Below are 24,583 nucleotides of genomic sequence, written 5' to 3' on the forward strand. Positions count from 1 at the left end.
AAGACCGATGCTGTTATTTCGGTATCGGAGCCGTTAATTTCATCACGGCTTGATGTCCAGAAAGCTCGTTAGCATATAATGAGAATGAAGGGCAGGAAAGCTTCACTGCGACAAACGCTGTGTTTGAAAAATTTGACCTGTCCTGTTTTTGGGCAATTTTGAGCGCGCCGGGCACCTGACGATGGACGATATCTACAATAATCGCATTCTGGACTTTGCCGGGAATATTCCACTGACGGGTGTTCTTGAAGATGCCGACGCCAGCGCCGAAAAACACTCGCGCCTGTGCGGCTCTAAGCTCAAGGTTTATCTGAAGGTCGAAGGCGGCATCGTGACGGCGTTTTCCCACGAGGTGCGTGCCTGCGCGCTCGGCCAGGCCTCCGCCTCCATCATGGCGCATCACATCATCGGCGCTTCCAGCGGCGAAATCCGGCAAGCGCGGGAAGATATGCTCGCCATGCTGAAACAGGGCGGCGAGGGGCCGGCAGGCCGTTTCGAAGACATGCGGGTGCTTCAGCCCGTGCGCGATTTCAAGGCGCGCCACGCCTCCACCATGCTGACCTTTGAAGCGGTGGTCGATGCGCTCGACCAGATCGAAGGCCGACCGGCTTTGAACGCCGCAGGTTAGGCCATGTGCGGCGAACCGGGCTGCCGGCATCAGCAGACGGCAAAAAAAGCGGGCCGATCCCGCAACTGGGCGGGCGGCTTTGCCAAAACGCCGGGGCGGTTGTTTGGTGTCGGCCTTATCCGGCTTTATCAATTGACGCTTTCCGGCTTCATCGGAAACTCCTGCCGTCACATCCCCACCTGTTCCGAATATGGCTATGAGGCCATCGCCCGCCACGGGCTTTGGGCGGGCGGATGGATGGCGCTGTTTCGCGTTGCGCGCTGTGGCCCTGGCGGCACGAGCGGGCTGGACCCGGTGCCGGAAGCGCTCGGCAGCACCAGGCGCTGGTGGGCGCCCTGGCGATACTGGAGCCTGCGTCGATGAAGGATCATGTGGCGCTGCTGCACAGCATCGTCCTTGGCGCGGGCAAGCGGCTCATCATGGCCGATCTGCGCGCAATGGCTGAAGAACTGGGATTTGCCGAGTGCCGGACGCTTGTCGCCACCGGAAACCTGATCTTTCGTGCGGAGGATGCTTCCGTTCGCGAGATCGAGGACAGGCTGGAGCGCGCCTTCGAAAAGCGTTTCGACAAACATGTCGATATCATGGTTCGCCCGGCTCGCGACTGGCTGAAACTGGCGGCTGAAAATCCGTTTACGGACGGCAACCCATCCGATGTCTGCGTTCGGGTGATGCGTGAACCGCTTGGCGAGGAGGTTCTCGGATTTCTCGAAAAATATCGCCGGCAGGAGAAGATCGCCGTTGTTGGCGGTGATTTATGGATCGATTTTCTGGGAAAGCCAAGCGAGAGCCGGCTTCTCCCGGTCCTGACCACCAAAAGGCTCGGTATCGGCACGAGCCGCAACGCCAATACGGTCAATGGTCTCGCGGAAATGCTTCGCTGAACGACCCTTCACCTTTGACTGGAATGGCAAAAGTCTTTATCAGCCTGCCTGTCCGTTTTCACCGGGCAGATCATTATTCCAACACCACCCGCATTCGTTGGCGGGACTGGACAGGAGCACGAGACGATGTCTGAAGCCATTTCCCTTACATTTCCCGATGGATCCGTCCGCAGCTACGCCCCCGGTACGACCGGCCGCGAAGTTGCCGAATCCATCTCCAAATCGCTTGCCAAGAAGGCCGTCGCCATTGCGCTTGACGGCACCGTGCGCGATTTGTCCGACACCATCACCGATGGCAAAATCGAGATCGTCACGCGTGAAGACATGCGTGCGCTTGAACTCATCCGCCACGATGCAGCCCACGTCATGGCCGAGGCCGTGCAGGAGCTGTGGCCCGGCACGCAGGTGACGATCGGCCCTGTCATCGAAAACGGCTTTTATTACGACTTCGCCAAGAACGAACCCTTCACGCCGGAAGATCTGCCGAAGATCGAAAAGCGCATGAAGGAAATCATTCTGCGCAACAAGCCGTTTACCCGCGAGGTCTGGTCGCGCGAAAAGGCCAAGGAAGTGTTCGCCGCCAAGGGCGAGAACTACAAGGTCGAGCTGGTTGATGCGATCCCCGAAGGTCAGGACCTGAAGATCTATTATCAGGGTGACTGGTTCGATCTTTGCCGTGGCCCGCATATGGCGTCCACCGGCCAGGTCGGCACCGCCTTCAAGCTGATGAAGGTGGCGGGTGCTTACTGGCGCGGCGACAGCAACAATGCGATGCTGTCGCGCATCTACGGCACCGCCTGGGCGACGCAGGAAGAGCTGGACAATTATCTGCATGTTCTGGCCGAAGCCGAAAAGCGCGACCATCGCCGCCTCGGCCGCGAAATGGACCTGTTCCATTTCCAGGAAGAGGGCCCGGGCGTCGTGTTCTGGCACGGCAAGGGCTGGCGCATGTTCCAGACGCTGACGGCCTATATGCGCCGGCGTCTCGCCAATACCTATCAGGAAGTCAACGCGCCGCAGGTGCTGGACAAGTCGCTGTGGGAAACCTCCGGTCACTGGGGCTGGTATCAGGAAAACATGTTTGCGGTGAAATCCGCCCATGCCTTCACCCATCCCGATGACGAGGAAGCCGATCAGCGTGTCTTTGCCTTGAAGCCGATGAACTGCCCCGGTCACGTTCAGATCTTCAAGCATGGCTTGAAGTCTTACCGCGAAATGCCTGTCCGCCTTGCGGAATTTGGCACCGTTCATCGTTACGAGGCTTCGGGTGCGCTGCATGGCTTGATGCGCGTTCGCGGCTTCACGCAGGATGATGCGCACGTTTTCTGCACCGAAGAGCAGATGGCGGCGGAATGCCTGCGCATCAACGACCTGATCCTCTCCGTCTATGAGGATTTCGGCTTCAGCGAAGTCGTCGTCAAGCTCTCCACGCGCCCGGAAAAGCGCGTTGGTTCCGACGATCTCTGGGATCGCGCCGAAAGCGTGATGATGGATGTTCTGAAGACCATCGAGGAACAGTCCGGCGGCCGCATCAAGACCGGCATCCTGCCGGGCGAGGGCGCTTTCTATGGGCCGAAGTTCGAATATACGCTGAAGGACGCCATCGGCCGTGAATGGCAGTGCGGCACGACGCAGGTGGACTTCAACCTGCCGGAACGCTTCGGCGCCTTCTATATCGACCAGAACTCCGAAAAGACGCAGCCGGTGATGATCCATCGCGCCATCTGCGGTTCGATGGAGCGTTTCCTTGGTATTCTCATCGAGAACTTCGCCGGTCACATGCCGCTGTGGTTCGCGCCGCTTCAGGTCGTGGTCGCGACGATCACATCGGATGCGGACGATTACGGCCGCGAGGTTGCCGAAGCGCTGCGCGAGGCGGGTATGGCGGTCGAGACCGACTTCCGCAACGAGAAGATCAACTACAAGGTCCGCGAGCACTCGGTGACCAAGGTTCCCGTCATCATCGTCTGCGGCCGCAAGGAAGCGGAAGAGCGCACCGTCAACATCCGTCGTCTCGGTTCGCAGAACCAGACGTCGATGTCGCTCGAGGAGGCTATTACAAGCCTCGTGGACGAGGCGACGCCGCCGGATGTGAAGCGCAAGCTTGCGGCGAAGAAGCAGGTTGCCTGATAAAAAAACAACGGCCCCTTCGGGGGCCGTTTTGTTTGTGGGCAAAGTCCTGAAAGCTCTCTTCCGTCATGCTCGGGCCTGTCCCGGGCATCTGCAACGTCTCGATTGAATTGGACGTGTTTAGATCCTTGGGACAAGCCCAAGGATGACGTCGCGCGTAAGACGGAGAGTCATCATCCTCAAGGCTGAGGATGAATTCGAGAGTCTTGACGTTTACTCGAAATCCCCGGTCATATCTTCCGGCGCCTGATCCTTCATCAGCACTTCCACATCCGAATCCCTGCCCGAGGTGACCTTGAAGTTACGCTGGTAGACCTTGTCCTTGTTGCGGGCGATGGCGGTATATTCGCCTTCCGCCAGTACCATGGTCGAGAACGCGCTGACGCTTTCGTTCACCACGTCGCCGCCGCCGTTCAACACGGACCAGGCCGTATCGGCAATGGCTTCGCCGCCCTCTTCGGACACGAGCTTGAGGGTGATCTGCGCGGCCTGATGTTGCAGTGTCGCTTCGGTCAGCTTGCCGGCTTCCACCTGAATGTCGGCGCGCACCACCGCATTGACGTTGCCGTATTCGGAAACCACGTGATAGGTGCCGGCATTCAGCCGCACGATGGTGTTGGGCTTGATATCGGCCATGACGAGACCGCGTTCGCCATCCGGCCGGGCGTCGGACGAATAGACGGAAAATTTGAGCTGGGTGCCGGAAATCTGTTTGTCGGAACCCGCAACCGCGTTCAGCACGAAGCCGCCGGCATCGAGAATCAGCACCTGTTTCTGAACGTTGCCGGACGTTGGGATGTTGAGCTTCTTGGTCACGCCCGCACGGCCGAAGGCGACGTTGACGAAATATTCGCCTGGTACCAGATTGAAATGGGCCGAGCCGCCCTCGGAGCTTGCCAGCATCGGCAATTTGCCGTCAGCACCCGGAATGGGGCTGAACACGCGCCAGGACAGGCCTTCCTTCACCGCTTCGCCTTCGCTCGTCAGCTTGGCTTCCATGGCGATGTCGCGCGCGGTGCTTGCGGGGGCATTGGGTGCGGAAGGGGCGGTGAAAGCGTTGAGTTTCGGCATTTTCGGCGTGCCGCCGAGTTGCTTGAAGTCTTTAAAGGCATCCTGCGAAAAAGCGGCCTGTGATAAAAGGCCAAGCGCAGCACATGCAATGGCCAGACGTGCCGCGATTTTGATTGCCGACATTTTCGATACCGATTGACTTCTTGATTTTCCCGCATCACTTCAAAACCAATGCCATGGCTATTTCAAGGCCCATGTTTCGCGATGACAGCAGAATGGAAGATTTTTGATCATGACCAGCGATATCAAGCTCCTCGATTATCTCAAGGCTCGCCGTTCCACGCCGGCCCTGCAACTTGCCGAGCCGGGACCTTCGAAGGGGCAAATCGAGGACATCCTTCGCCTTGCCGTGCGCGTGCCTGACCATGGCAAGCTCGCGCCGTGGCGTTTCGTGGTTTATCGTGGCGAGGAGCGTGTGCGCCTCGGTGAGACGGCGCTCAGGATCGCGCTTGAAAAGAACCCGGAACTGGACCTGCAGCAGCAGGAAGCGGAGCGCACGCGCTTCACCCGCGCGCCCGTCGTTATCGCCGTCATCAGCACCGCCAAGCCGCATTTCAAGATTCCGGAATGGGAACAGGTCATGTCCGCCGGCGCGGTGTGCCTCAATCTCATCTTCGCGGCCAATGCGAGCGGTTTTGCCGCGAACTGGCTGACGGAATGGCTTGCTTTCGACCCGGCATTCCTTGCTGAGACGGGCGTCGGCGGGGAAGAGAAGGTCGCAGGCTATATCCACATCGGCTCAACGACATTCCCGCCGGTGGAGCGGCCGCGGCCGGAGCTTGCCGATGTTGTTACCTGGGTCGGGGACGTCTGATGTTCTACACCACGGACACCAACCAGCACGGCCTGCCGCATGATCCGTTCAAGGCCATCGTCGCGCCGCGGCCGATCGGCTGGATCGGCTCGAAGGGCAGGGACGGCTCCATGAACCTCTCACCCTATTCCTTCTTCAATGCGATTTCGGACCGGCCGAAGCTCGTCATGTTTTCCTCGAGCGGCAGGAAGGACAGCCTGCGCAATGTCGAGGAAACCGGCGTCTTCACCGCCAATCTCGTCAGCCGTCATCTGGTGGACCGGATGAATGCGTCTTCTGCACCTGTCGCCTATGACGTTGATGAATTCTCCCTTGCCGGCCTTACCGCCGTCGACGGGCGGGTGGTGGACGCGCCGTTCGTCGGCGAAGCGCTTGCTGTTCTGGAATGCCGGGTGACGCAGATACAGCAACTCGGGGATCTCGACGGCAAGCCGACGGATTCGTGGATGGTGATCGGGCAGGTCATGGCGATCCATATCGATGAAACGATCATTCGTGATGGACGCATCGACATGGGGCTGTCGCGCCCCGTGGCGCGCATGGGTTACATGGATTACTGCGATGGCGGCAGCGATGTGTTCCAGCTGCAGCGCCCCTCTACTACGCCGTCAATATAATCCTTCGCCGGCAAGGGTTAAATTTTATGGTGAACCAAACGTAAACCATTTGCGCCTAGAGTTTTATACATGGTGGCGGCGATGATGCCGCCATCCATTGTATGAATGTGTTTCGAGGCTCAGGTGATCGTACAGGCATTTCTTCGCTGGTCTGAAAAGGCTGGATCGACCGAGCGGGCGAAAGCCGCCAATGCGCTCGGCCGTGCCTATCTGCAGTCAGACATGGCGCGGGAAAACCGCGATGCCGCCTATATGGCGATGACCTATCTGCTCGACGATCCATCGCCGCGTGTGCGGCTGGCGCTTGCCGAAGCGCTGGCGGATGCCGATGACGCACCGCGCGCCATTCTCGTTTCGCTTGCCGAAGACCAGCCGGAAATCGCCTGCACCGTCATTGCCCGTTCGCCGGTTCTCGGCGAGGCCGACCTGGTTGATCTGGCCGGGCGCGGCGAAAGCCCGACGCGCGCGCTCATCGCGGCAAGGCCCGGCCTGCCGCGCGGGGTCTGCGCCGCCCTCGCCGAAGTCGGCGATCTGCCTGAGACCATCATCCTGCTTGAAAACGACGATGCCTTCATCACTCCATTCTCGCTGCGGCGCATTGCCGAGCGCCATGGCTGCGACGCCGATATTCGTGACCTCCTGCTTCGCCGTGAGGCGCTGCCGGCCGATGCGCGCCACCTGTTGATGGGTCGCATCAGCGAGGCGCTCGCCGGCTCGGCGCTGGTTCACGCGATGATCGCGCGCAACCGCGCCGACAGTCTATTTCGCGAGGCGGAAGATTCCGCCACCATTCTTATCGCATCCAGCGTTTCTTCGCCGGAACTGCCGGCGCTGGTGGAGCATCTGCGCCAGCGGCTGGAACTGACGCCGGCGCTGCTCATCCACGCCGTCTGTTCGGGCCGGCTGGAATTCTTCACGGCGGCGATGGTCAATCTCTCCGGTCTCGATGACCGCAAGGTGCGCGCTATTCTGGCGACGGGGCGGCCGCACGCGCTGAAGGCCCTGTTCCAGTCCGTCGGGCTTTTTGGCGATGTCGTTGACGTTTTCATCGAGGCGACGCTGATGTGGCGCCGTGCCGCCCGCTCGCAGCTTTCTGAGGCGGCGGCCTCCGTCTCGGCAGAATTGCTGGCGCATTTCCGCGACGTCAACGGTTCCGAGACATTGTTCGAACTGCTGCATGCCGTGCGCAAGCTGGCCATTGCCGAAGAACGGCAGAAGGCGCGGTATTATGCGGAAGCGCTGACTGTCGAGGCGGCGTAAGGTCCTGGGGGCCTCCAGACGCAATTGCTGCATTCCTCGCAATCATTTATCGAACCGCTTGGCGATCCACGAATAGCTGTTTTCGACCATCCTGACTGGTGTCCCCAGGAGGTGCTTTATGCCCTCGGTGGACGGCAGGATACGGCTGACGCGGCCGATCGCCTGTTTGGTGAGGCTCTCTTCTTCCTTCGGCGTTACCTCTGCGGTCGCCTGCTGCGTTCCGGCAGGTGCTGCGGCGGCGGGAGGCTGTGCGCCGGGCGTGTTGCCCGCCGTTTGCGGGGCCTGCTCACCCGGTGTCTGGCACACGGCCACCACGACCGGGTAGGGCGCATTGGCGTAACGCTCCAGCTCCTTTTCCGACACGGCGTCACATAGTTCGATGCTCGTCCAGCGCTGCTGCGAGGTGGCGAGGTAATGGCAATCGGTGGCGCTGTCGTCGCAGCCAAGGAAGGTCATGAGAACGAGGGCTGTTTTCATGGAGTGTGTTGCCTCTGTCGGGAATAATGCTCTAGAAACTCATCTATCCCGATTGCAGTGACATTACGACGAAATACGCATTTTTATAGAGAAGGCAGGCATCGCATTGGCCACCGAAATCAAGCTTGAAACACCGAGGCAGGACGCGGTTCTGCGCCTCATCGATCTCTCCAATACCTATATGGCGTCACTTTACCCCGCCGAGAGCAATCATCTGGTCGATATAGGCCAGCTGGAAAAGGACAATGTCTCCTTTTTCGTGGTGCGGCACGATGGCCGCGTGGTCGGTTGCGGCGCGCTGGTGGAGGCGGGTGACGGCACGGCGGAGGTCAAGCGCATGTTCGTTGATCCCGAGGCGCGGGGATTGCGGATCGGCAAGCTGATCATGGATACGCTTGTCGCGCGCGGTGCCGAACTCGGCCTTTCCGCCATCCGGCTGGAAACCGGAATCAGCCAGCCGGAGGCGATCGGTCTTTACCGCAAGGCGGGGTTTGTGGAGATCGAGGCCTTTGCGCCCTATAAGCCTGACCCGCTCAGCCTGTTCATGGAGAAGGTGCTTTAAGTCGAAGGCGCAGATCGTTCGGATTGTCTGGCGATGTGAGTGTTTGAGGTATAGCCGCGGCATCCGCCCACATCACCCCGAACTAGGTCATAGTTCCAGCGCGATCACGTCTTTGATCGCCGAATGCTCTTTCACGGCGCAGACGCGCCGTGGCTGGATGCCGGTATCCAAGCGCGGCGTGACGAAAGAGAGAGAATCGACTTTGGCCCGTCGGCTGGCGCTCCACGTCATCGCCAATCACCGCAGGCCTCACCAGTCAAAAGGCGGCTTTCCGAAATGCCGTCGTTTCCTCGCTATCCTCTTCGAGCGCGGCAACCTCATCAACCGGATCGTCCTCTGTCGGCGGCGGTGGCGGAGCCTCGGGGGTGGCGGCGGCGGACAGTTCCACCTCGCGCACCCATTCGCGCCAGATTGCCACCAGAAGCGCCATCAGCACCGGGCCGATGAAGAGGCCGAGGAAGCCCATGGTTTTGACGCCGCCGACAAGGCCGAAAAAGGTGGGCAGGAACGGCAGCTTGATCGGTCCGCCGACGAGTTTCGGGCGGATGGTCTTGTCAACGATGAAGAGTTCGACCGAGCCCCAGACGAACAGCGCCAGCCCGTGGGCAGGCGAGCCGCTGGCGACCAGATAGATCGACACCAGCGTAAAGGAGAGCGGCGCGCCGCCCGGAATGAGCGCCATGACACCGGTGAGCACGCCGAGCGTGACGGGCGAGGGCACGCCGGCGATCCAGTAGGCGATGCCGAGGATGATGCCTTCGCCGATGGCGATCAGCGTCATGCCGGTTACGGTGGAGCTGATGGTGGCGGGCACGACGCGGGAAATGCGTTCCCACCGCGTCGGCAGGATGCGCTCACCCACCAGATCAACCTGACGGGTGAAGCCTGCGCCGTTGCGGTAAACGAAGAACAGCGCGATCAGCATGAACAGCAGGGTCAGCACCAGGTGGAACGCACCATTGCCGGCGGCGAGGATCGCCCGGTATATATTGCCGATATTGGCGCCGCTGACGAGTTGGATGAGTTCGCCGATGGCGCCCGGCGTACCGATATATTTCACCCATTGTTCGCCGAGCCAGGGGCCGACGGCGGGAAGGGCGGCGATCCAGTCCGGCACGGGCGCGCCCGTCTTGTTGACGTGCACCGCCCAGCCGAACCATTCGCGGATTTCGGTTGCCGTATAGGAGGCGGCGATGAAGATCGGCACCACGAGGAAGGCAATGATGAGGATGATGGCGATGGTGGCGCCGAGCGTGGTGTTGCCGCCCACCTGACGCAGAAGCCGCGTATAGACCGGCCAGCTGGCGAAACCGATGACGAGGGCGGCGAGAACCGGAACCAGAAAGCCGTTGAAGAAATAGATGCCCGCAAGGACGACCAGAAGGAGCAGCCAGCGCGCAGCCGAAATAGGCGGGATCAGGGCGATCCGCGTCGGGCTGGCGGGACCAAGCCATCTCGGTTCGCCACTGGGCTTACGGCTGTCAATATTACTCACGGCAGGCTCTTTCTCGCATTCTCCCCGCAAGGGGTGCATTCACTCTGTCACACCGATACATATAAGTGCAATATAACCGGATCACATTACCGTTGTGTGTTTATTGCTGAACCTATTGAACGATTTTGGTAAAAATAGAACATCGGTCTTGGCGCGCGCATTGAAATATGACAATTGAACTCCGTTTTTATTGCGGCGTCAGGTTGCCGCGCCCGATCTCCAGGTCATGCCATGCTGCGCCGTTTCTTTGCCTATTATCGCCCCTATCGCGGTCTGTTCATTCTCGATTTTTCCTGCGCGGTTTTGTCGGGCGTGCTCGAACTCGGTTTTCCGATGGCGGTGAAGGCCTTTGTCGACGTGCTGCTGCCGGGCGGTGAATGGGCCATCATTCTTGCCGCTTCGGTCGGGCTGCTGGTCATCTATGTGCTGAATACCGGGCTGATGGCGACTGTCACCTATTGGGGGCACATGCTCGGCATCAATATCGAGACCGATATGCGCCGGCTTGCTTTCGACCATCTGCAGAAGCTTTCCTTCCGTTATTTCGACAATCAGAAGACCGGCCATCTGGTCGGGCGGCTGACCAAGGATCTGGAAGAGATCGGCGAGGTCGCCCATCACGGTCCCGAAGACCTGTTCATCGCCATCATGACCTTCATCGGCGCTTTCCTTTTGATGCTGTCGGTCAATGTGCCGCTGGCGCTCATCACCGCCGCCGTCGTGCCCGTCACCGCCTGGGTGACCAGCCGTTACGGTGGCCGCATGACGCAGAATTTCCGCGCGCTTTATGGCCGTGTGGGGGATTTCAACGCGCGTATCGAGGAAAATGTCGGCGGCATGCGGGTGGTGCAGGCTTTCGCCAATGAGGATCACGAGCGGGCGCTGTTCGAGAAGGACAACCAGAAATACCGCCGCACGAAACTCGATGCCTACAAGATCATGGCGGCCAGCACCTCGCTCAGCTACATGAGCATGCGGCTGACGCAGATGATCGTGATGATCTGCGGCGCATGGTTCGTGCTGACGGGTGGTCTCACGGAAGGCGGCTTCGTTGGCTTCCTGCTGCTGGTCGGCGTGTTTTTCCGTCCGGTGGAAAAGATCAATTCGGTCATCGAGACCTATCCCAAGGGCATTGCCGGTTTCCGCCGCTTCACCGAACTTCTCGACACAGCGCCTGACATTGTCGATGCGCCTGATGCGGTGGACGCGCCGCTGCTGCGCGGCGATATCGAATATCGCCATGTCGGTTTCGGTTATGCCGAGGGCAAGCAGGTTCTCACCAATATCGACCTGAAGATCAACGCCGGCGAGACCGTGGCCTTCGTTGGCCCTTCGGGTGCGGGCAAAACGACGCTCTGCTCGCTGCTGCCGCGATTTTATGACGTGACCAGCGGTTCGATCACCATTGACGGCGTGGATATCCGCAAGATGAAGCTCGCGTCACTGCGCAACCAGATCGGCATCGTGCAGCAGGATGTCTTCCTGTTCGGCGGCACGATTCGCGAGAATATCGAATATGGCCGGCTTGGCGCTTCGGATGCGGATATCATGGAGGCGGCGCGCCGCGCCCGTCTTGATGGTGTCATCGAGGCCATGCCGCTCGGGCTCGACACGGTCATCGGTGAACGTGGCGTCAAATTATCCGGCGGCCAGAAACAGCGTCTCGCCATTGCCCGCATGTTCCTCAAGAACCCGCCGATCCTCATTCTGGACGAGGCGACCTCGGCGCTGGACACGGAAACCGAACGCGCCATCCAGCAATCGCTCACAGAGCTTGCCAAGGGGCGCACCACGCTCGTTATCGCCCACCGGCTGGCGACGATCCGCGATGCCTCGCGCATCGTGGTGGTGGACCAGACAGGCATTGCCGAAACCGGCGCCCACGCCGAGCTCCTCGCCGCCAAGGGCCATTACAGCCGCCTGCATGAGGCGCAGTTCAGCGGCCATCTTGCGGGCCTGAGCTGAGAGCGGCGCGTTTGCGCCGCAGCTTAACCGCCGTTCTCCGCCGCCTGTTCCTCCACGATGCCGGGGTTTGGCTCCGGCTTGCCGGGATGGCTGGTGACGAGATAACCCATGGCGACCGCGGCGGCGACGACGAACAGCAGCACGATGCCGCTGATCGTCATCAGCCAGTCGCGCGGCCTTCGATACGCCATGATATATTTCGGCCATCGGCTCGGATGGTTCACCAGGCTGAATTTCTGGCCGTGTCGCATGAACTTCCCCGGTATCAGAGTGTTTCCTGAAATATAAACGCAGGCGGGCGCGCCGCTGTTCCGCAAGGGCGGTGCCGGGGCGATGACAAGGCTGTGAGCCCGGCTGGCTGTAGCTCCGTCTTCTACAGCCGTCGGCATGGCGGTCTTCGCATTTGCTGCGGCTCTTTTTCCTCAAACCTCCGTCATTCCGGCCCTGAACCGGAATTCAGCGGAGGTGCGTCTGCGCGGCGAGACGAGTCTTTTCATCAGCAGGGCCTGGGTTGGGCACTGGCAACGTGGAAGGGAGGGTAGGAAGGGGTGTCAGCCGCCCGGGGAACGTGAAGGTGCGCCGGATCGCGTTCAAACCGGATAGGTTCACCCGGCGTCGTCTGCATGGCTGCAAAACTCCCCTTGCCAGCCACTGTTGCTTATGCGAATGATTTGCAATTGCATCACTTCAACCTTCCCTTTGAAAGCGCATAAAATGGACAAGCCAGTCTTTGGATGGCGGCGAAACGGCGACGACCTCTCGTTATCAGACGTTCACAGTTCGATCAGGATCAAGCCGAATGCCGGCACGTTTCGCCGGGCGATGGCTTTTTTCGGCCCCGGATATCTCGTTGCGGTCGGTTATATGGATCCCGGAAACTGGGCGACGTCGCTCGCCGGCGGCTCCAAATTCGGCTACACGCTGCTGACTGTTGCGCTGGTCTCGAACATCATGGCGATTGTGCTGCAATCGCTCTGCGCGCGCCTTGCGATCGCCTCCGGCCGCGATCTCGCCCAGGCCTGCCGCGACGCCTATCCAAAGCCGGTGGCCATGGTGCTGTGGCTGCTGGCGGAAATCGCCATCATCGCCACCGATATTGCCGAGGTGATCGGCACGGCGATCGGCCTCAACCTTATCTTCGGCATTCCGCTCGAACTCGGCGTCCTCATCACCGCGCTCGATGTATTCCTCATCCTTTATCTGCAAAGGCTCGGTTTCCGCTGGGTGGAGGCGCTGGTCATCACGCTGCTTGGCGTCATCGCCGTGTGTTTCGCCATTCAGGTGGCGCTCGCCGATCCTGACTGGGGGCAGGTGATCCTTGGGTTCGCGCCGACGACTGATATCGTCACCAATCCGGACATGCTTTATCTGGCGCTCGGCATTCTGGGTGCGACGGTGATGCCGCATAATCTCTATCTGCATTCGGGCATCGTGCAGACCCGCGAAATCGGCGAGACGGTTGCCGAAAAACGCGAGGCGCTGAAATTCGCCACCCTCGATTCAACCATCGCCTTGATGTTCGCCCTGCTCATCAACGCCTCGATCCTCATTCTGGCGGCGGCGACCTTCAACAAGACCGGGCAGACCAATGTCGCCGAACTCGGCGAAGCCCATAATCTGCTGGCACCATTGCTCGGCCTTGCCATTGCGCCAACGCTGTTCGGCGTGGCGCTCCTGTGCTGCGGCATCAATTCCACCGTCACGGCAACGCTCGCCGGCCAGATCGTGATGGAGGGTTTCCTCAAGATGCAGCTCGCCCCCTGGCTGCGCCGCCTCATCACCCGCGGTATCGCCATCATCCCCGCCGCCGGCGTGACCATCTTCTATGGCGACAGCGGCACGGCCGAACTCTTGATCCTGACGCAGGTGGTGCTCAGCCTGCAACTCTCCTTCGCGGTCTTCCCGCTCGTCATGTTTACCTCCGACCGCGCCAAGATGGGCGCACTGAAAGCGCCGCTATGGCTCTCGGCCTTTGCGTGGCTGATCGCGGTGGTGATTGCGGGGCTGAATGTGAAGCTGCTTTTGGATTTTATGGGGTGAGGCGGGGTCAGGCCGCGCCTTTACGGAGTTCGGCCGCCGTTCCCTCGGGATCGACGGCGATGACTTTCAGATAGCTGCGGGCCGACTGGTCTGGCTCCGCATAGCGCACTGTGTCGAGCGAAATATTGTACCGGGGATGGGCAATGCTTGATAGTTAATCACGACCTAGTGCTAGAAACGACCTTGTGATGCATTTGACGAGCTTAAAGCCCCACTACTCGATTCCAGTCATTGACGTACATGTATAGTCTTTGAAACTCGCTCGGAAGCAACATTCTGTTGTGCGCAATGAAATTTCTGACCTTTTCCATCTCATCCATGCGTTGTTTAAGCCAATGTTGGGAAGGTAATATTGGGAAATAATCCCATTTGTTTATAATAATTTGGGCGAGGTGACCGAAGTCCACAAAGCCGAGCAAATCCGTGTTTTCACCTTCAAGCCAAGAGTCTTGGACGGCGGCGTTTCGACGAGATTCGGCCTGCCCTCTAATTTTTGGTGGCAGTTGCTCAATCCACTCTATTCCGTCTTTTTCCAAGAGAGTGTCTCGAATGAAATCGCGAACGGAATTTTCGAAGCAAAATAGGACGGCATAAAGCCTCGCCATTTCAAGCGCTTTATTGCGAAGTGACACACTGAAAGGTGACAGAGCTTCAGCAAGTAGTTTTTCTTCAGCGTCACTTTGGTCTGCGCCAACTTGAATTCCCGCCGATTGGAAATTGGCTGCCTCAGCTTCGAACATCAGACCACGAAAGAGGAAGTCTCTAAGTTCCTTAGTGGTCATATAGATGCTCTCTCAATGACTTGAAAATCGCGTTATATACCTCCACGTCTTTTGTCGCCGGTAGGTGAATTTGAATGTTGTAGTGAAGGCCGGGTGGAGGTCTGTGGGTGGCGTGCCCTGTTGGAGCTACCATTCGGTCCACAATGTTTGTCGAAGGTTCCGGTGAAGCTTCGCTTTTGATAATATTTCCACCCTTGAAGTCTGCTAATTCGCATAGCGCCAAGAATGTTTTTGTCATCAGTCCAGCAACATTATCATTTGTATTATGGTAACTCTTAAATTTTCCAAGTATAGATGATTTATCGGAGTTTGTTGGGATTTCTTTTATAAGGAAAATGTCGGAGTATGCCTCTCGAAGAGCTTCTGCCATCACTTTTTCGGATCGAGAATGATCGCGATATGTGTGGTATCTTGAGGTGGGTTTTCCATCTGGTGAAAGAAACCCGAGTGCTTTCAATAAAGGAATAAACGCCCTGTCATTTGATGAGCCAAAGCCCCAATCTTTGAGAAGCTGCGTCGTAAATTGCTCCGGAGCCTGGCCACTTTTAATCTTCTCAAAAAACTCTTTCACTCGACCTGAGGCAACTAGGTATGTATTTGTAAGCGTCAAAGTCCAAACCTCCTCAATAAAAATCCCCGCAATGAACTAAGTCATCGCGGGGATATATTCTGCTCAACTTAAGCTACTGGAAAGTGGCTACGCCACTTATCCCTGTATTTCTCAGCTGCAACCACTCGTCGCACCGCAAGTATCGCACTTCTCGCAAGTGCCATTCCGCACCATCGTGAAGTTCTGGCATTCCGAGCACATGTTGCCCGTATAGCCCTGTGCAATCGAGCGCATGCGGCGTTCGTTTTCCTTCTTCTTGGCTTCCGCCTTGGCCGATGCAGCGTCTGCGGCGGCCTTGTCGGAGAAGAGGGCGGTTGCGGTCTGTTTGGCTTCCTGGACCACGTCGTCGATCACCTCTTCGGCAATCTCTTCCGCCAGTTCCTTGGCGCGTTCTTCATAATCGCGCTTGAAGGAGACGATTTCCGAGGTGGAGATGGCGACCGTCGGTTCCAGCTTGCGGGCGGCGGAGCCTGCAAAGGAGGTGACGTTGGCCGAGGCGCGGGCCGGGGCTGCCGTTGCCGAACCCTTGGGTTCGGAAGCGGAGCGTTCGCCTTCGTTGCTGGAAACCAGCGTCGGCTTGTAACCGCGTGTCCAGCCGGTGGAAAGCAGGTTGGTCTTGCCTTCCTGGATGCCCTTGCCGAGTGCGGTATTGGAGAAGTCGGACGTATCGACATGGGCCAGATCGTGGCGGCCGAGATAGGAGACGGCGAGTTCGCGAAACACGTAGTCGAGGATCGATGTGGCGTTCTTGATCGCGTCGTTGCCCTGCACCATGCCGGCCGGTTCGAACTTGGTGAAGGTGAAGGCCTCCACATATTCTTCCAGCGGCACGCCATATTGCAGGCCGAGCGAAATGGCGATGGCGAAGTTGTTCATCATCGCACGGAAGGCGGCGCCTTCCTTGTGCATGTCGATGAAGATTTCGCCGATGCGGCCGTCACCGAATTCGCCGGTGCGCAGATAGACCTTGTGACCGCCAACCGTTGCCTTCTGGGTGTAACCCTGACGGCGGTTCGGCAGCTTTTCACGCTCGCGGGAAACCCGCTCGATGACGCGCTCAACGATCTTTTCGGTGATCGTCACGGCCTGCTGGGCAAGCGGCTGCTGGATCAGGTCTTCAACGAAATCTTCGTCGTCCTCGTCTTCCACCAGCGAAGCGTTGAGCGGCTGGGAAAGCTTGGAACCATCGCGGTAAAGGGCGTTGGCCTTCAGCGCCAGCTTCCAGGAAAGCATGTAGGCTGCGCCGCAATCTTCAACCGTCGCATCGTTCGGCATGTTGATCGTCTTGGAGATCGCGCCCGAGATGAACGGCTGTGCCGCCGCCATCATGCGGATGTGGGATTCGACCGAGAGATAACGCTTGCCGATCTTGCCGCAGGGATTGGCGCAATCGAAGACAGGCAGATGCTCGTTCTTGAGGAACGGTGCGCCTTCCAGCGTCATCGCGCCGCAGACGTGAACGTTCGCCGCTTCGATGTCCTTCTTGGCAAAGCCGAGGTGCTCAAGCAGGTTGAAGCTCATGTCGGAGAGCTGCTCGTCGGAGACCTTCAGCGTGTCCTTGAGGAAGTCGGCGCCGAGCGTCCACTGGTTGAAGACGAACTTGATGTCGAAGGCGCTTTTCAGCGCGCCATTGACGGCTTCGATCTTCTCATCGGTGAAGCCCTTGGCCTTCAGCGTGGAAGGGTTGATGGCCGGCGCCTGGTTGAGATTGCCATGGCCGACGGCATAGGCCTCGATCTCGGCGATCTGGCTTTCGGAATAACCGAGCGAACGCAGCGCATCGGGAACCGCGCGGTTGATGATCTTGAAGTAGCCGCCGCCGGCGAGCTTCTTGAACTTCACCAGCGCGAAGTCGGGTTCGATGCCGGTGGTGTCGCAATCCATCACGAGGCCGATCGTGCCGGTCGGCGCGATAACCGTCGTCTGGGCGTTGCGGTAGCCATGCTGTTCGCCAAGTTCCAGCGCCTTGTCCCAGGCGGCAGTGGCGTGGGTGATAAGGTCCTGATCCGTGCAATCGGCATGGATAAGTGCGACCGGGTTCACCGACAGGCCCTCATAACCATCCGACAGGCCATGGGCGGCGCGGCGGTGGTTGCGGATGACGCGCAGCATGTTGTCGCGGTTCGGCGCAAAGCTCGGGAAGGGGCCAAGCTCGCCGGCCATTTCCGCCGAGGTGGCGTAGGAAACGCCAGTCATGATCGCGGTCAGCGCACCGGCAATGGCGCGGCCTTCATCGCTGTCATAGGGAATGCCCGAGGACATCAGGAGGCCGCCGATATTGGCGTAACCGAGACCGAGCGTGCGGTATTCATAGGAACGTTCGGCAATCTGGCGCGACGGAAACTGCGCCATCATGACGGACACTTCGAGCACGACGGTCCACAGGCGAACGGCATGTTCGTAATCGGCGATGTCGATGCGCTTCGTCGCCTGATCCTTGAACTGCAAGAGGTTCAGCGAGGCGAGGTTGCAGGCCGTGTCGTCGAGGAACATATATTCCGAGCACGGGTTCGAAGCGCGGATCGGGCCTTCGGCCGGCGAGGTGTGCCAGTCGTTCATGGTGGTGTTGAAGTGCAGGCCGGGGTCAGCCGACGCCCAGGCGGCGTGGGAAATCTTTTCCCAGAGGTCGCGGGCCTTCAGCGTCTTCATGACCTTGCCGTCCTTGCGGGCGGTGAGGTTCCAGTCGCCGTCGTTCTCGACAGCGCGCAGGAAGTCGTCCTTCAGCGAGACGGAATTGTTGGAGTTCTGGCCTGATACCGTGAGGTAGGCTTCCGAATCCCAGTCCGTGTCATAGGTCTTGAACTGGATGTCCTTGTAACCCTGTTCGGCGAACTGGATGACGCGCTTGACGTAGTTTTCCGGCACCATGTCCTTCTTGGCGGCGCGGATTTCGCGCTTCAGGGCAGGGTTCTTGGCCGGGTCGAAGCAGTCACCATTGTCAGCCTCGCAATTGACGCAGGCCTTCATGATCGCTTTCAGGTGCTTGGCGACGATCTTCGAGCCGGTGACGAGCGCGGCAACCTTCTGCTCCTCGTTCACCTTCCAGTCGATATAGGCTTCGATATCCGGGTGATCGGCATCGACGACCACCATCTTTGCTGCGCGACGGGTCGTGCCGCCGGACTTGATGGCGCCGGCTGCGCGGTCGCCGATCTTGAGGAAGCTCATCAGGCCGGAGGAGCGGCCGCCGCCGGAGAGCTTTTCGCCTTCGCCGCGCAGATAGGAGAAGTTGGAGCCGGTGCCGGAACCATATTTGAACAGGCGCGCTTCACGCACCCACAGGTCCATAATGCCGCCTTCATTGACGAGGTCGTCTTCAACGGACTGGATGAAGCAGGCATGCGGCTGCGGATGTTCGTAAGCGGATTTGGACTTGGTCAGCTTGCCCGTGAAGGGGTCGACATAGAAGTGGCCCTGGCCGGGACCATCAATGCCATAGGCCCAGTGCAGGCCGGTGTTGAACCATTGCGGGCTGTTGGGGGCGACGCGCTGGGTGGCGAGCATATAGGCAAGCTCGTCGCGGAAGGCCAGCGCATCTTCTTCGGACGAGAAATATTTGCCCTTCCAGCCCCAATAGGCCCAGGTGCCGGCCAGACGGTCGAAAACCTGACGCGCATCGGTCTCGGAACCGAAACGTTCGGCTTCCGGAACGTCCTTCAACGCCTTTTCATCGGGAACGGAGCGCCACAGGAAGGAAGGAACATCGTTTTCCTCAACCTTCTTCAGGAACTTCGGCACACCGGCCTTGCGGAAATATTTCTGCGCCAGAACGTCTGTGGCAACCTGGGAAAACTGCGCGGGAACGTCGATGTCAGCCAGACGGAACACGATCGATCCATCCGGGTTCTTGATTTCACTGACGGCCTTGCGGAAGTCGATTTCCGCGTAAGGCGATTGGCCGGGCTTCGTGAAGCGGCGTTCAATGCGCATGGTTTCTGTCCTCGTCCATTGGGCGCCCGGTGAAGGGCGCAAAAATCCGGTCCAGCCGTGCGATGCCTTCGCGCAGCCGGTTGTTGCCGATCTGTAAGGGATGTTCATCCTTGGATGTCATCCCTGTATCTCGTGGCTTATTCGGCTGCAAGCATGTCATGGAATACTAAATATAGTATCAACAGCTTCCTGCCGCCAGTCCCCGCGTCATGTTTTTGGCGGTTTCCGAAAGGCGCGCAAAAGCCTGCGGCGAACCGCCCCCTCATGGTCGGGACAGCCGTTTGGACATGCGCGCTGAAGATGGAGAGGAACCGGCCTCGTTACTTTCCGGTCCGTTGCCGCCGCAACATAAGTGTCACTTTCCTCTCGCGGCACAGATTCGTCAAGCCATAGATTGAAACCCATTTTTAACCACAAGATATTGTGTGAAGTGCCTGTGGAAAACGGGGATAGGAAAAGCGATTAGAAAAATCAGTGACTTGGCGGGAAAATTTGAAGCTTGCGCGAGGCTGGTTTCCGCAACGGAAAGACAAAACCCCGCATTTCCGGGGTGAGGCATAATGGCGACACTGCGGTTTTTCCGTGTTTTTCCGCCGTCATCAAAGAAGGATTTTCTCCCAAAAAAACCGCCCTCGGCGGGGCGGTTTTTTCTGTGCGATTTTTTAATGACGGCCGGCAATCAGCCGCGCGATCCCTTGGCGATCGGCTCCTGATAGGTGAAGCCCATGTCCCAGGGAAAATAGATCCAGGTATCCTGGCTGACTTCGGTGACGAAGGTGTCAATGGTCGGCACGCCCTTCGGCTTGGCGTAAACACAGGCGAAATGCGCCTTCGGCAGCATTTCACGCACTTCCAGCGCCGTCTTGCCGGTGTCGGTCAGATCGTCGACGACGAGCACGCCTTCGCCGCTGTCGGACATCAGCTCCGGCGCTACGCCCTTCAGCAGAACCGTGTCGCCCTGGTTGACGTAATCGTGGCGGGTGGCGATGCAGACCGTGTCGATCATGCGGATGTTGAGTTCGCGCGAGATGATCGCCGCCGGAACGAGGCCGCCGCGGGTAATGCAGACGATTGCCCGGAACTCTTTGTCGAGACCGGCAAGACGCCAGGCAAGCGCACGGGCGTCGCGGTGGAACTGGTCCCAGGAAACGGGAAAGGCTTTATCGGGAAGGGACATGTCGTCTACCATCTGGTCAAAATTGTCGATGGCTTTGGCTAATAGCCGCAAGACCGGCAAAAAGGCAAGCTTTCCGCTAAAAGGACAGGGCGGGAGATTGCCGCCTGTTTCTTCTCCCCGCTGGGGAGAAGGTGGCCCGAAGGGTCGGATGAGGGGGAAGCCTCACCGCATATCTCGACTGTCGCCCCCTCATCCCGCTGCCGCGGACTTCTCCCCGGCGGGGAGAAGAAACAAGCGGTGATCGCTCGTATAATGCGGGATACGGAGGGTATGCGGCACTGTTTGCGCCGCATCCTTATTCAACGCGACAGCAGCGTCATTGCGGTCATGGAATCGAGCAGCGTGCGCGTCACGCCGCCGAACAGCAGCTCCCACCAGCGGGAATGGCCATAAGCGCCCATGACCAGCAGGTCGATGCTGTTGTCGGACAGGCGGTTTTCGATAGCCGCCTGCGGCGAGATCCCGGCGATCTTTTCCTGCGAGGTGACGGTGACATTGACGCCGTGGCGGGCGAGGGTGGCGGCCAGTTCCGCACCGGCAAGGCCGGAAGACTGCGTTTCGCTTTCGGCCTGATCGACGGAGAAAATCTCGACACTGTCTGCGGCCTTCAGGAAGGGCAGGGCGTCGAAGGTCGCGCGGGTCGCCTCGCGCGAGCCGTTCCATGCGATCAGGACGCGCTTGATCGGTTTCGCAAGGGTCAGCACATGCGGCACGAGAAGAACGGGGCGGCCGCTTTCATAAAGGAAGCCGTCAATGTCCGAGCGGCTGTCTGACAGTGCCGAGGAGCTGCTCTGGCGGGCGACGATGAGATCGGCGCAACGCGCGCTGTCGATCGCCGATGCGGAGGCGTAACCCACCGAGGTGACGAAGCTGCGCCATTCATGCGAGATGCCATTGGCGGACAGGGTGTGCTCGAAGATAGTCCCGACGTCGGTGGTTTCCTTGTGCGCCACATCCTGCAGCGCCTGCACGGTGGCGGGATCGGGAATTTCCATCGGCGCGACGAGCGGAACGGCGGCCAGCGTTTCCATGTGCAGGCCAATCACATGCGAGGAAAACTGGTCGGCAAGGCTCACCACGAATTCGCCGAGCTTCTGCGTGTTCGAAACATTGTCGACCACTGCCAGTATCGTTTTGTAACCCATTTCTCTCTCCTCGGTGACATGTCTTTTCTAGGGGGAGAGTGGCCGTCTTTGCCGATGGCCACCTTGATTTTGGTCAAACCTTTTTGTTTCAGGCCTTTTCGTTTCAGGCGGTTGCATCGCCCTTGCTGGCGGCCAATTGTTTCTCCTGGCCGATGGTTTCGATCATGGCCGCAACCGCGTCGGTCGCCGCCTTCAGCACGCCGGCGTCTCTGGCGCGCACGACGATCTCCGTCGAAAAACGCTGCCCGTCATATTTCGGATAGGAGCCGATGCTGGTTTCGGGGTGCGCCTTCTGGATGGCCGTCAGCGGCGTGCCGATATCACCTTCGCCATAGGGCGAACGCACCGCCTGCGACATGACTTTCGCACCGGTGCGCAGCGTCGGCATGACATTGTCGAGCATGGCCTGGAACACCTGCGGCACGCCGGCCATGACGTGGACATTGCCGATGACGAAGCCGGGGGCGACGGAAACGGGGTTGGCGATGTGGGCGGCGCCTCTCGGCATGCGCGCCATGCGCTTGCGCGCCTCGGTGAATTCCATTTCGCGGACGCGATACATGTCACCGAGCAGGCGCAGCGCCTCGGCGTCGTGTTCGCAGGGCAGGCCGAATGCCACTGATACCGCATCCGCGGTTATGTCGTCATGGGTCGGGCCGATGCCGCCCGAGGTGAAGACATAATCGTAACGGCTGCGCAGCGCGTTCAGCGCTTCCACGATCGCTTCCTCCTCGTCGGCGACGATGCGCACTTCCTTCAGGTCAATTCCGGACATGGTGAGCACATCCGCGAGGTGCCCGATATTCTTGTCCTTGGTGCGGCCCGAAAGCAGTTCGTCGCCGATGGCAAGCATGGCGGCGGTAACAACGGAGGAGGTGGAGGAGGGGTTGGACATGGGTGCACTCGTCATCTGTTTTGTCAGACGTTAACGCCGCGCCAGTGCGAATGCAAAGCGGTTTTAAAGAAACGCAAAACGGGGATTGGTTGACGATGGCATCGAGTGTTCACTCATCGTGAACAGTGCGTATGCCAATCCCCGGCTGGCGAGAGACCGATCCGTCCGCTACGTTTTTGTCATACGGTTTTTACAGGTCAACGCCGATGATCATCGAGTTTTTAAAGAAGCTTGTCGCCGGTACGCCGGAAACAGTTCCAGCAAAGGAAACGAAGAGAATGACGAAGGTTCTGGTACTTTATTACTCCTCTTACGGCCATATCGAGAAAATGGCCTATGCGGTTGCCGAGGGCGTGAAGTCCACCGGCGCGGAAGCCGTGGTCAAGCGCGTTCCCGAACTCGTTCCGGAAGAGGTTGCCAAGTCCTCCCACTTCAAGCTGGACCAGCCGGCTCCGGTGGCGACGGTGGACGAACTGGCGGATTACGATGCGATCATCGTCGGCGCCGGCACGCGTTTCGGTACGGTTGCGTCGCAGATGCGCAATTTCTGGGACCAGACCGGTGGCCTGTGGTTCAGTGGCAAGCTGGTCGGCAAGGTCGGCTCGGCCTTCACGTCGTCCGCCACCCAGCATGGCGGCCAGGAATCCACCATTCTCGGCTTCATCCCCACCTTCCTGCACCACGGCATGGCCGTTGTCGGCCTGCCCTATGCTTTCCAGGGCCAGATGGGCGTTGATGAGATCAAGGGCGGTTCGCCCTATGGCGCCTCCACCATCACCGATGGCGATGGTTCGCGTCAGCCTTCCGAAATCGAGCTGGACGCCGCTCGTTATCAGGGCGCCCATGTCGCCAAGCTGGCCGCCAAGCTTTCTGCCTGACGTGATGATTTGTTGAAACAGAAATGCGGCCCAAAAGGCCGCATTTTTTATGCCGGAACGTCAAGTCGCCGGTTCTGTCGGAGATAGATTTTTGAGGTGGGTCAAATCGGCAGGTTGACCATGAAAAGGCAGCTTGCGACCACGAAGCCGATCATCGAGATTTCGAGAAAACCGTTCAATCCGTCACGCATTCCAACCCTCCTCCTGTTGAGTGAAAAGAGAACGGTCAAAGTTTATCGCGGTTCCATAACGAAAGAATGAAATTCAGGAAATTCTAAAATCCAGCCTCTCCGCCTTTCGACGGAGGGCGTTTTCACGCTTCAGCCTGTGACGACGAAGGCGACCACGAGGTGGCCGAGAAGGCCGATCGCCAGGCAGGAGAGGAGAAAAATGAACAGGGCTTTTTTCATGTTTCCGGAAGCTTCCATCTGTTGCGATCCATCGAACCTGTCTTGTTGAAACCGTAGCGCTGCAGGCGGCATTTATAGTCTGCGGCCCCAGTTATTGCGCCGTCAGGCCTTGATATCGAGGCCCGCTTCGATTGCGGCTGCGATGAAGGCCTTGCGCGCGTCCTCGGGCTTTTTCCGGCCTGCATCGACGGCGGCGCAGATCAGCAGCGCCTTGTCCAGCGCATCGCCGTCTTCTATAGGCCAGTCCTCGATCAGCGCCCAGGAGGCGGCCTGAGTGGTTTCGATGCTCGTGTAATCGCCCGGCGTTTCGAACGCGATCAGGACGGGTTTTTGCCAGCGCGTATTCATCGCCTATCCATCGTGGTTGTTGCGCCCGGCTCTAAACGAACCGGTCAGGATGCGCAATCCCGTTGCGGATGCGTTTCTGCCGGTTGCGGTGCGGTCAGTCGTCGCGCCCGAACAGCCAGTCGCGAATGATGCGCCGGTCGATGAGTTCCAGCGAGCGGTCGGGCGCAATGCGATAGGTTTCCACCGCCCTTGTGCTGCCGTCTATGCGGAATTCATGGCTGAAGGTGCTGCCGATCGGTGATTTCGTCAGCTTTGTGCGCGGCTGGCCCCTGTAGATGATGCTGCCGGGGATGGGTTCGACATAGGGCGCGGGGCCGACATAGGCAGTCGTGCCGGCGGTGCATCCGGCAAGTGCCAGTGCAAGCGCGATAGTGGCCGATGATGCGAGCGTTTTCATCCTGTCCTCCGAAGTGCGTCTGTGAAAACGAGATGGAGGCGCAGCGGTTCCCGGCGGGCAAGGGGCCG

At 59.3% G+C, this 24,583-nt stretch carries 26 protein-coding genes; 11 read left to right on the top strand and 15 right to left on the bottom strand.

What is annotated here, in order from left to right:
* Window positions 1-181: 181 nt before the first annotated feature.
* From WDZ78_RS05190 to thrS, 4 genes are all read left to right on the top strand, one after another.
* Window positions 182-628, top strand: a complete 447-nt coding sequence (locus WDZ78_RS05190) for an iron-sulfur cluster assembly scaffold protein (protein ID WP_026364143.1) — start codon at window positions 182-184, stop codon at window positions 626-628.
* Between the two features lie 3 nt (window positions 629-631).
* Window positions 632-991, top strand: coding sequence for a membrane protein insertion efficiency factor YidD (yidD, locus tag WDZ78_RS05195; protein ID WP_020012775.1), 360 nt, complete (start codon window positions 632-634; stop codon window positions 989-991).
* Window positions 988-1,512 carry a DUF1697 domain-containing protein gene (locus WDZ78_RS05200; RefSeq protein WP_425672484.1) on the top strand — a complete coding sequence of 175 codons (525 nt, stop codon included), beginning with the start codon at window positions 988-990 and terminating at the stop codon, window positions 1,510-1,512. Before yidD ends, WDZ78_RS05200 begins: the two co-directional genes overlap by 4 nt.
* Before the next feature lie 126 nt (window positions 1,513-1,638).
* Window positions 1,639-3,642 carry a threonine--tRNA ligase gene (gene thrS, locus WDZ78_RS05205; protein WP_425672485.1) on the top strand — a complete coding sequence of 668 codons (2,004 nt, stop codon included), beginning with the start codon at window positions 1,639-1,641 and terminating at the stop codon, window positions 3,640-3,642.
* A gap of 213 nt (window positions 3,643-3,855) precedes the next feature.
* On the opposite strand, the gene WDZ78_RS05210 is transcribed toward thrS, so the two are convergent.
* The gene (locus WDZ78_RS05210; RefSeq protein WP_020012772.1) at window positions 3,856-4,836 is read right to left on the bottom strand and encodes a hypothetical protein; all 981 of its coding nucleotides are present in this window, start codon (window positions 4,834-4,836) and stop codon (window positions 3,856-3,858) included.
* A 109-nt stretch (window positions 4,837-4,945) separates the two neighbouring features.
* On the opposite strand from WDZ78_RS05210, the gene WDZ78_RS05215 reads away from it, so the two are divergent.
* The 3 genes from WDZ78_RS05215 (at window position 4,946) to WDZ78_RS05225 (ending at window position 7,404) form a co-directional block, all read left to right on the top strand.
* A complete protein-coding gene (locus WDZ78_RS05215) occupies window positions 4,946-5,527 on the top strand; it encodes a nitroreductase family protein (RefSeq protein WP_425672487.1) in 582 nt (193 codons plus the stop codon).
* The gene (locus tag WDZ78_RS05220) at window positions 5,527-6,144 is read left to right on the top strand and encodes a flavin reductase family protein (RefSeq protein WP_425672488.1); all 618 of its coding nucleotides are present in this window, start codon (window positions 5,527-5,529) and stop codon (window positions 6,142-6,144) included. Before WDZ78_RS05215 ends, WDZ78_RS05220 begins: the two co-directional genes overlap by 1 nt.
* A 105-nt stretch (window positions 6,145-6,249) precedes the next feature.
* A complete protein-coding gene (locus WDZ78_RS05225) occupies window positions 6,250-7,404 on the top strand; it encodes a DUF2336 domain-containing protein (RefSeq protein WP_425672489.1) in 1,155 nt (384 codons plus the stop codon).
* Window positions 7,405-7,446: 42 nt separating this feature from the next.
* On the opposite strand, the gene WDZ78_RS05230 is transcribed toward WDZ78_RS05225, so the two are convergent.
* Window positions 7,447-7,881, bottom strand: coding sequence for a hypothetical protein (locus WDZ78_RS05230; protein WP_003508079.1), 435 nt, complete (start codon window positions 7,879-7,881; stop codon window positions 7,447-7,449).
* Window positions 7,882-7,987: 106 nt separating this feature from the next.
* Between WDZ78_RS05230 and WDZ78_RS05235 the strand changes: the two genes are divergently transcribed.
* A complete protein-coding gene (locus tag WDZ78_RS05235) occupies window positions 7,988-8,443 on the top strand; it encodes a GNAT family N-acetyltransferase (RefSeq protein ID WP_020012769.1) in 456 nt (151 codons plus the stop codon).
* Between the two features lie 87 nt (window positions 8,444-8,530).
* Here the strand turns inward: WDZ78_RS05235 and WDZ78_RS05240 are convergent, their stop codons facing one another.
* Complete coding sequence (locus tag WDZ78_RS05240; RefSeq protein ID WP_020012768.1) at window positions 8,531-8,674, bottom strand: hypothetical protein; 144 nt, start codon at window positions 8,672-8,674, stop codon at window positions 8,531-8,533.
* 25 nt (window positions 8,675-8,699) lie between these two features.
* Window positions 8,700-9,938, bottom strand: coding sequence for an AI-2E family transporter (locus tag WDZ78_RS05245; RefSeq protein WP_020012767.1), 1,239 nt, complete (start codon window positions 9,936-9,938; stop codon window positions 8,700-8,702).
* A gap of 231 nt (window positions 9,939-10,169) precedes the next feature.
* Between WDZ78_RS05245 and WDZ78_RS05250 the strand changes: the two genes are divergently transcribed.
* Window positions 10,170-11,903 (top strand): ABC transporter ATP-binding protein, encoded by a 1,734-nt coding sequence (locus WDZ78_RS05250; protein ID WP_425672490.1) that lies wholly within the window; start codon window positions 10,170-10,172, stop codon window positions 11,901-11,903.
* Between the two features lie 23 nt (window positions 11,904-11,926).
* On the opposite strand, the gene WDZ78_RS05255 is transcribed toward WDZ78_RS05250, so the two are convergent.
* Window positions 11,927-12,154 carry a hypothetical protein gene (locus WDZ78_RS05255; protein ID WP_425672491.1) on the bottom strand — a complete coding sequence of 76 codons (228 nt, stop codon included), beginning with the start codon at window positions 12,152-12,154 and terminating at the stop codon, window positions 11,927-11,929.
* Between the two features lie 463 nt (window positions 12,155-12,617).
* Between WDZ78_RS05255 and WDZ78_RS05260 the strand changes: the two genes are divergently transcribed.
* Complete coding sequence (locus tag WDZ78_RS05260; protein WP_425672492.1) at window positions 12,618-13,943, top strand: Nramp family divalent metal transporter; 1,326 nt, start codon at window positions 12,618-12,620, stop codon at window positions 13,941-13,943.
* 203 nt (window positions 13,944-14,146) lie between these two features.
* Here the strand turns inward: WDZ78_RS05260 and WDZ78_RS05265 are convergent, their stop codons facing one another.
* From WDZ78_RS05265 to WDZ78_RS05300, 8 genes are all read right to left on the bottom strand, one after another.
* Window positions 14,147-14,725 carry a Swt1 family HEPN domain-containing protein gene (locus tag WDZ78_RS05265; protein ID WP_020012762.1) on the bottom strand — a complete coding sequence of 193 codons (579 nt, stop codon included), beginning with the start codon at window positions 14,723-14,725 and terminating at the stop codon, window positions 14,147-14,149.
* Complete coding sequence (locus WDZ78_RS05270; RefSeq protein WP_141097696.1) at window positions 14,715-15,335, bottom strand: DUF5343 domain-containing protein; 621 nt, start codon at window positions 15,333-15,335, stop codon at window positions 14,715-14,717. Before WDZ78_RS05270 ends, WDZ78_RS05265 begins: the two co-directional genes overlap by 11 nt.
* 111 nt (window positions 15,336-15,446) lie before the next feature.
* The gene (locus WDZ78_RS05275; RefSeq protein ID WP_425672493.1) at window positions 15,447-19,265 is read right to left on the bottom strand and encodes a vitamin B12-dependent ribonucleotide reductase; all 3,819 of its coding nucleotides are present in this window, start codon (window positions 19,263-19,265) and stop codon (window positions 15,447-15,449) included.
* Entirely contained in the window at window positions 19,255-19,386 is a 132-nt protein-coding gene (locus WDZ78_RS05280; RefSeq protein ID WP_262514456.1) for a hypothetical protein, read from the bottom strand. The genes WDZ78_RS05275 and WDZ78_RS05280 overlap by 11 nt, the downstream gene beginning before the upstream one ends.
* 261 nt (window positions 19,387-19,647) lie before the next feature.
* The gene (locus WDZ78_RS05285; protein ID WP_425672494.1) at window positions 19,648-19,944 is read right to left on the bottom strand and encodes a hypothetical protein; all 297 of its coding nucleotides are present in this window, start codon (window positions 19,942-19,944) and stop codon (window positions 19,648-19,650) included.
* A complete protein-coding gene (gene gpt / locus WDZ78_RS05290; protein WP_003508098.1) occupies window positions 19,945-20,442 on the bottom strand; it encodes a xanthine phosphoribosyltransferase in 498 nt (165 codons plus the stop codon).
* A 299-nt stretch (window positions 20,443-20,741) separates the two neighbouring features.
* A complete protein-coding gene (locus tag WDZ78_RS05295) occupies window positions 20,742-21,587 on the bottom strand; it encodes a universal stress protein (protein ID WP_020012759.1) in 846 nt (281 codons plus the stop codon).
* A 103-nt stretch (window positions 21,588-21,690) separates the two neighbouring features.
* Window positions 21,691-22,482 carry a competence/damage-inducible protein A gene (locus WDZ78_RS05300; RefSeq protein WP_425672699.1) on the bottom strand — a complete coding sequence of 264 codons (792 nt, stop codon included), beginning with the start codon at window positions 22,480-22,482 and terminating at the stop codon, window positions 21,691-21,693.
* A gap of 278 nt (window positions 22,483-22,760) precedes the next feature.
* On the opposite strand from WDZ78_RS05300, the gene wrbA reads away from it, so the two are divergent.
* The gene (wrbA, locus tag WDZ78_RS05305) at window positions 22,761-23,360 is read left to right on the top strand and encodes an NAD(P)H:quinone oxidoreductase type IV (RefSeq protein ID WP_026364141.1); all 600 of its coding nucleotides are present in this window, start codon (window positions 22,761-22,763) and stop codon (window positions 23,358-23,360) included.
* A 512-nt stretch (window positions 23,361-23,872) separates the two neighbouring features.
* Here wrbA and WDZ78_RS05310 read toward each other — a convergent pair.
* The gene (locus tag WDZ78_RS05310) at window positions 23,873-24,118 is read right to left on the bottom strand and encodes a DUF982 domain-containing protein (RefSeq protein WP_003509748.1); all 246 of its coding nucleotides are present in this window, start codon (window positions 24,116-24,118) and stop codon (window positions 23,873-23,875) included.
* A gap of 94 nt (window positions 24,119-24,212) precedes the next feature.
* Window positions 24,213-24,515: a hypothetical protein gene (locus tag WDZ78_RS05315; RefSeq protein ID WP_003509745.1), complete on the bottom strand. Its 303-nt coding sequence runs from the start codon at window positions 24,513-24,515 to the stop codon at window positions 24,213-24,215.
* Between the last annotated feature and the right edge of the window lie 68 nt (window positions 24,516-24,583).

This window comes from Agrobacterium sp. M50-1 (assembly GCF_049843495.1).
Taxonomy (GTDB): Bacteria; Pseudomonadota; Alphaproteobacteria; order Rhizobiales; family Rhizobiaceae; genus Agrobacterium; species Agrobacterium radiobacter.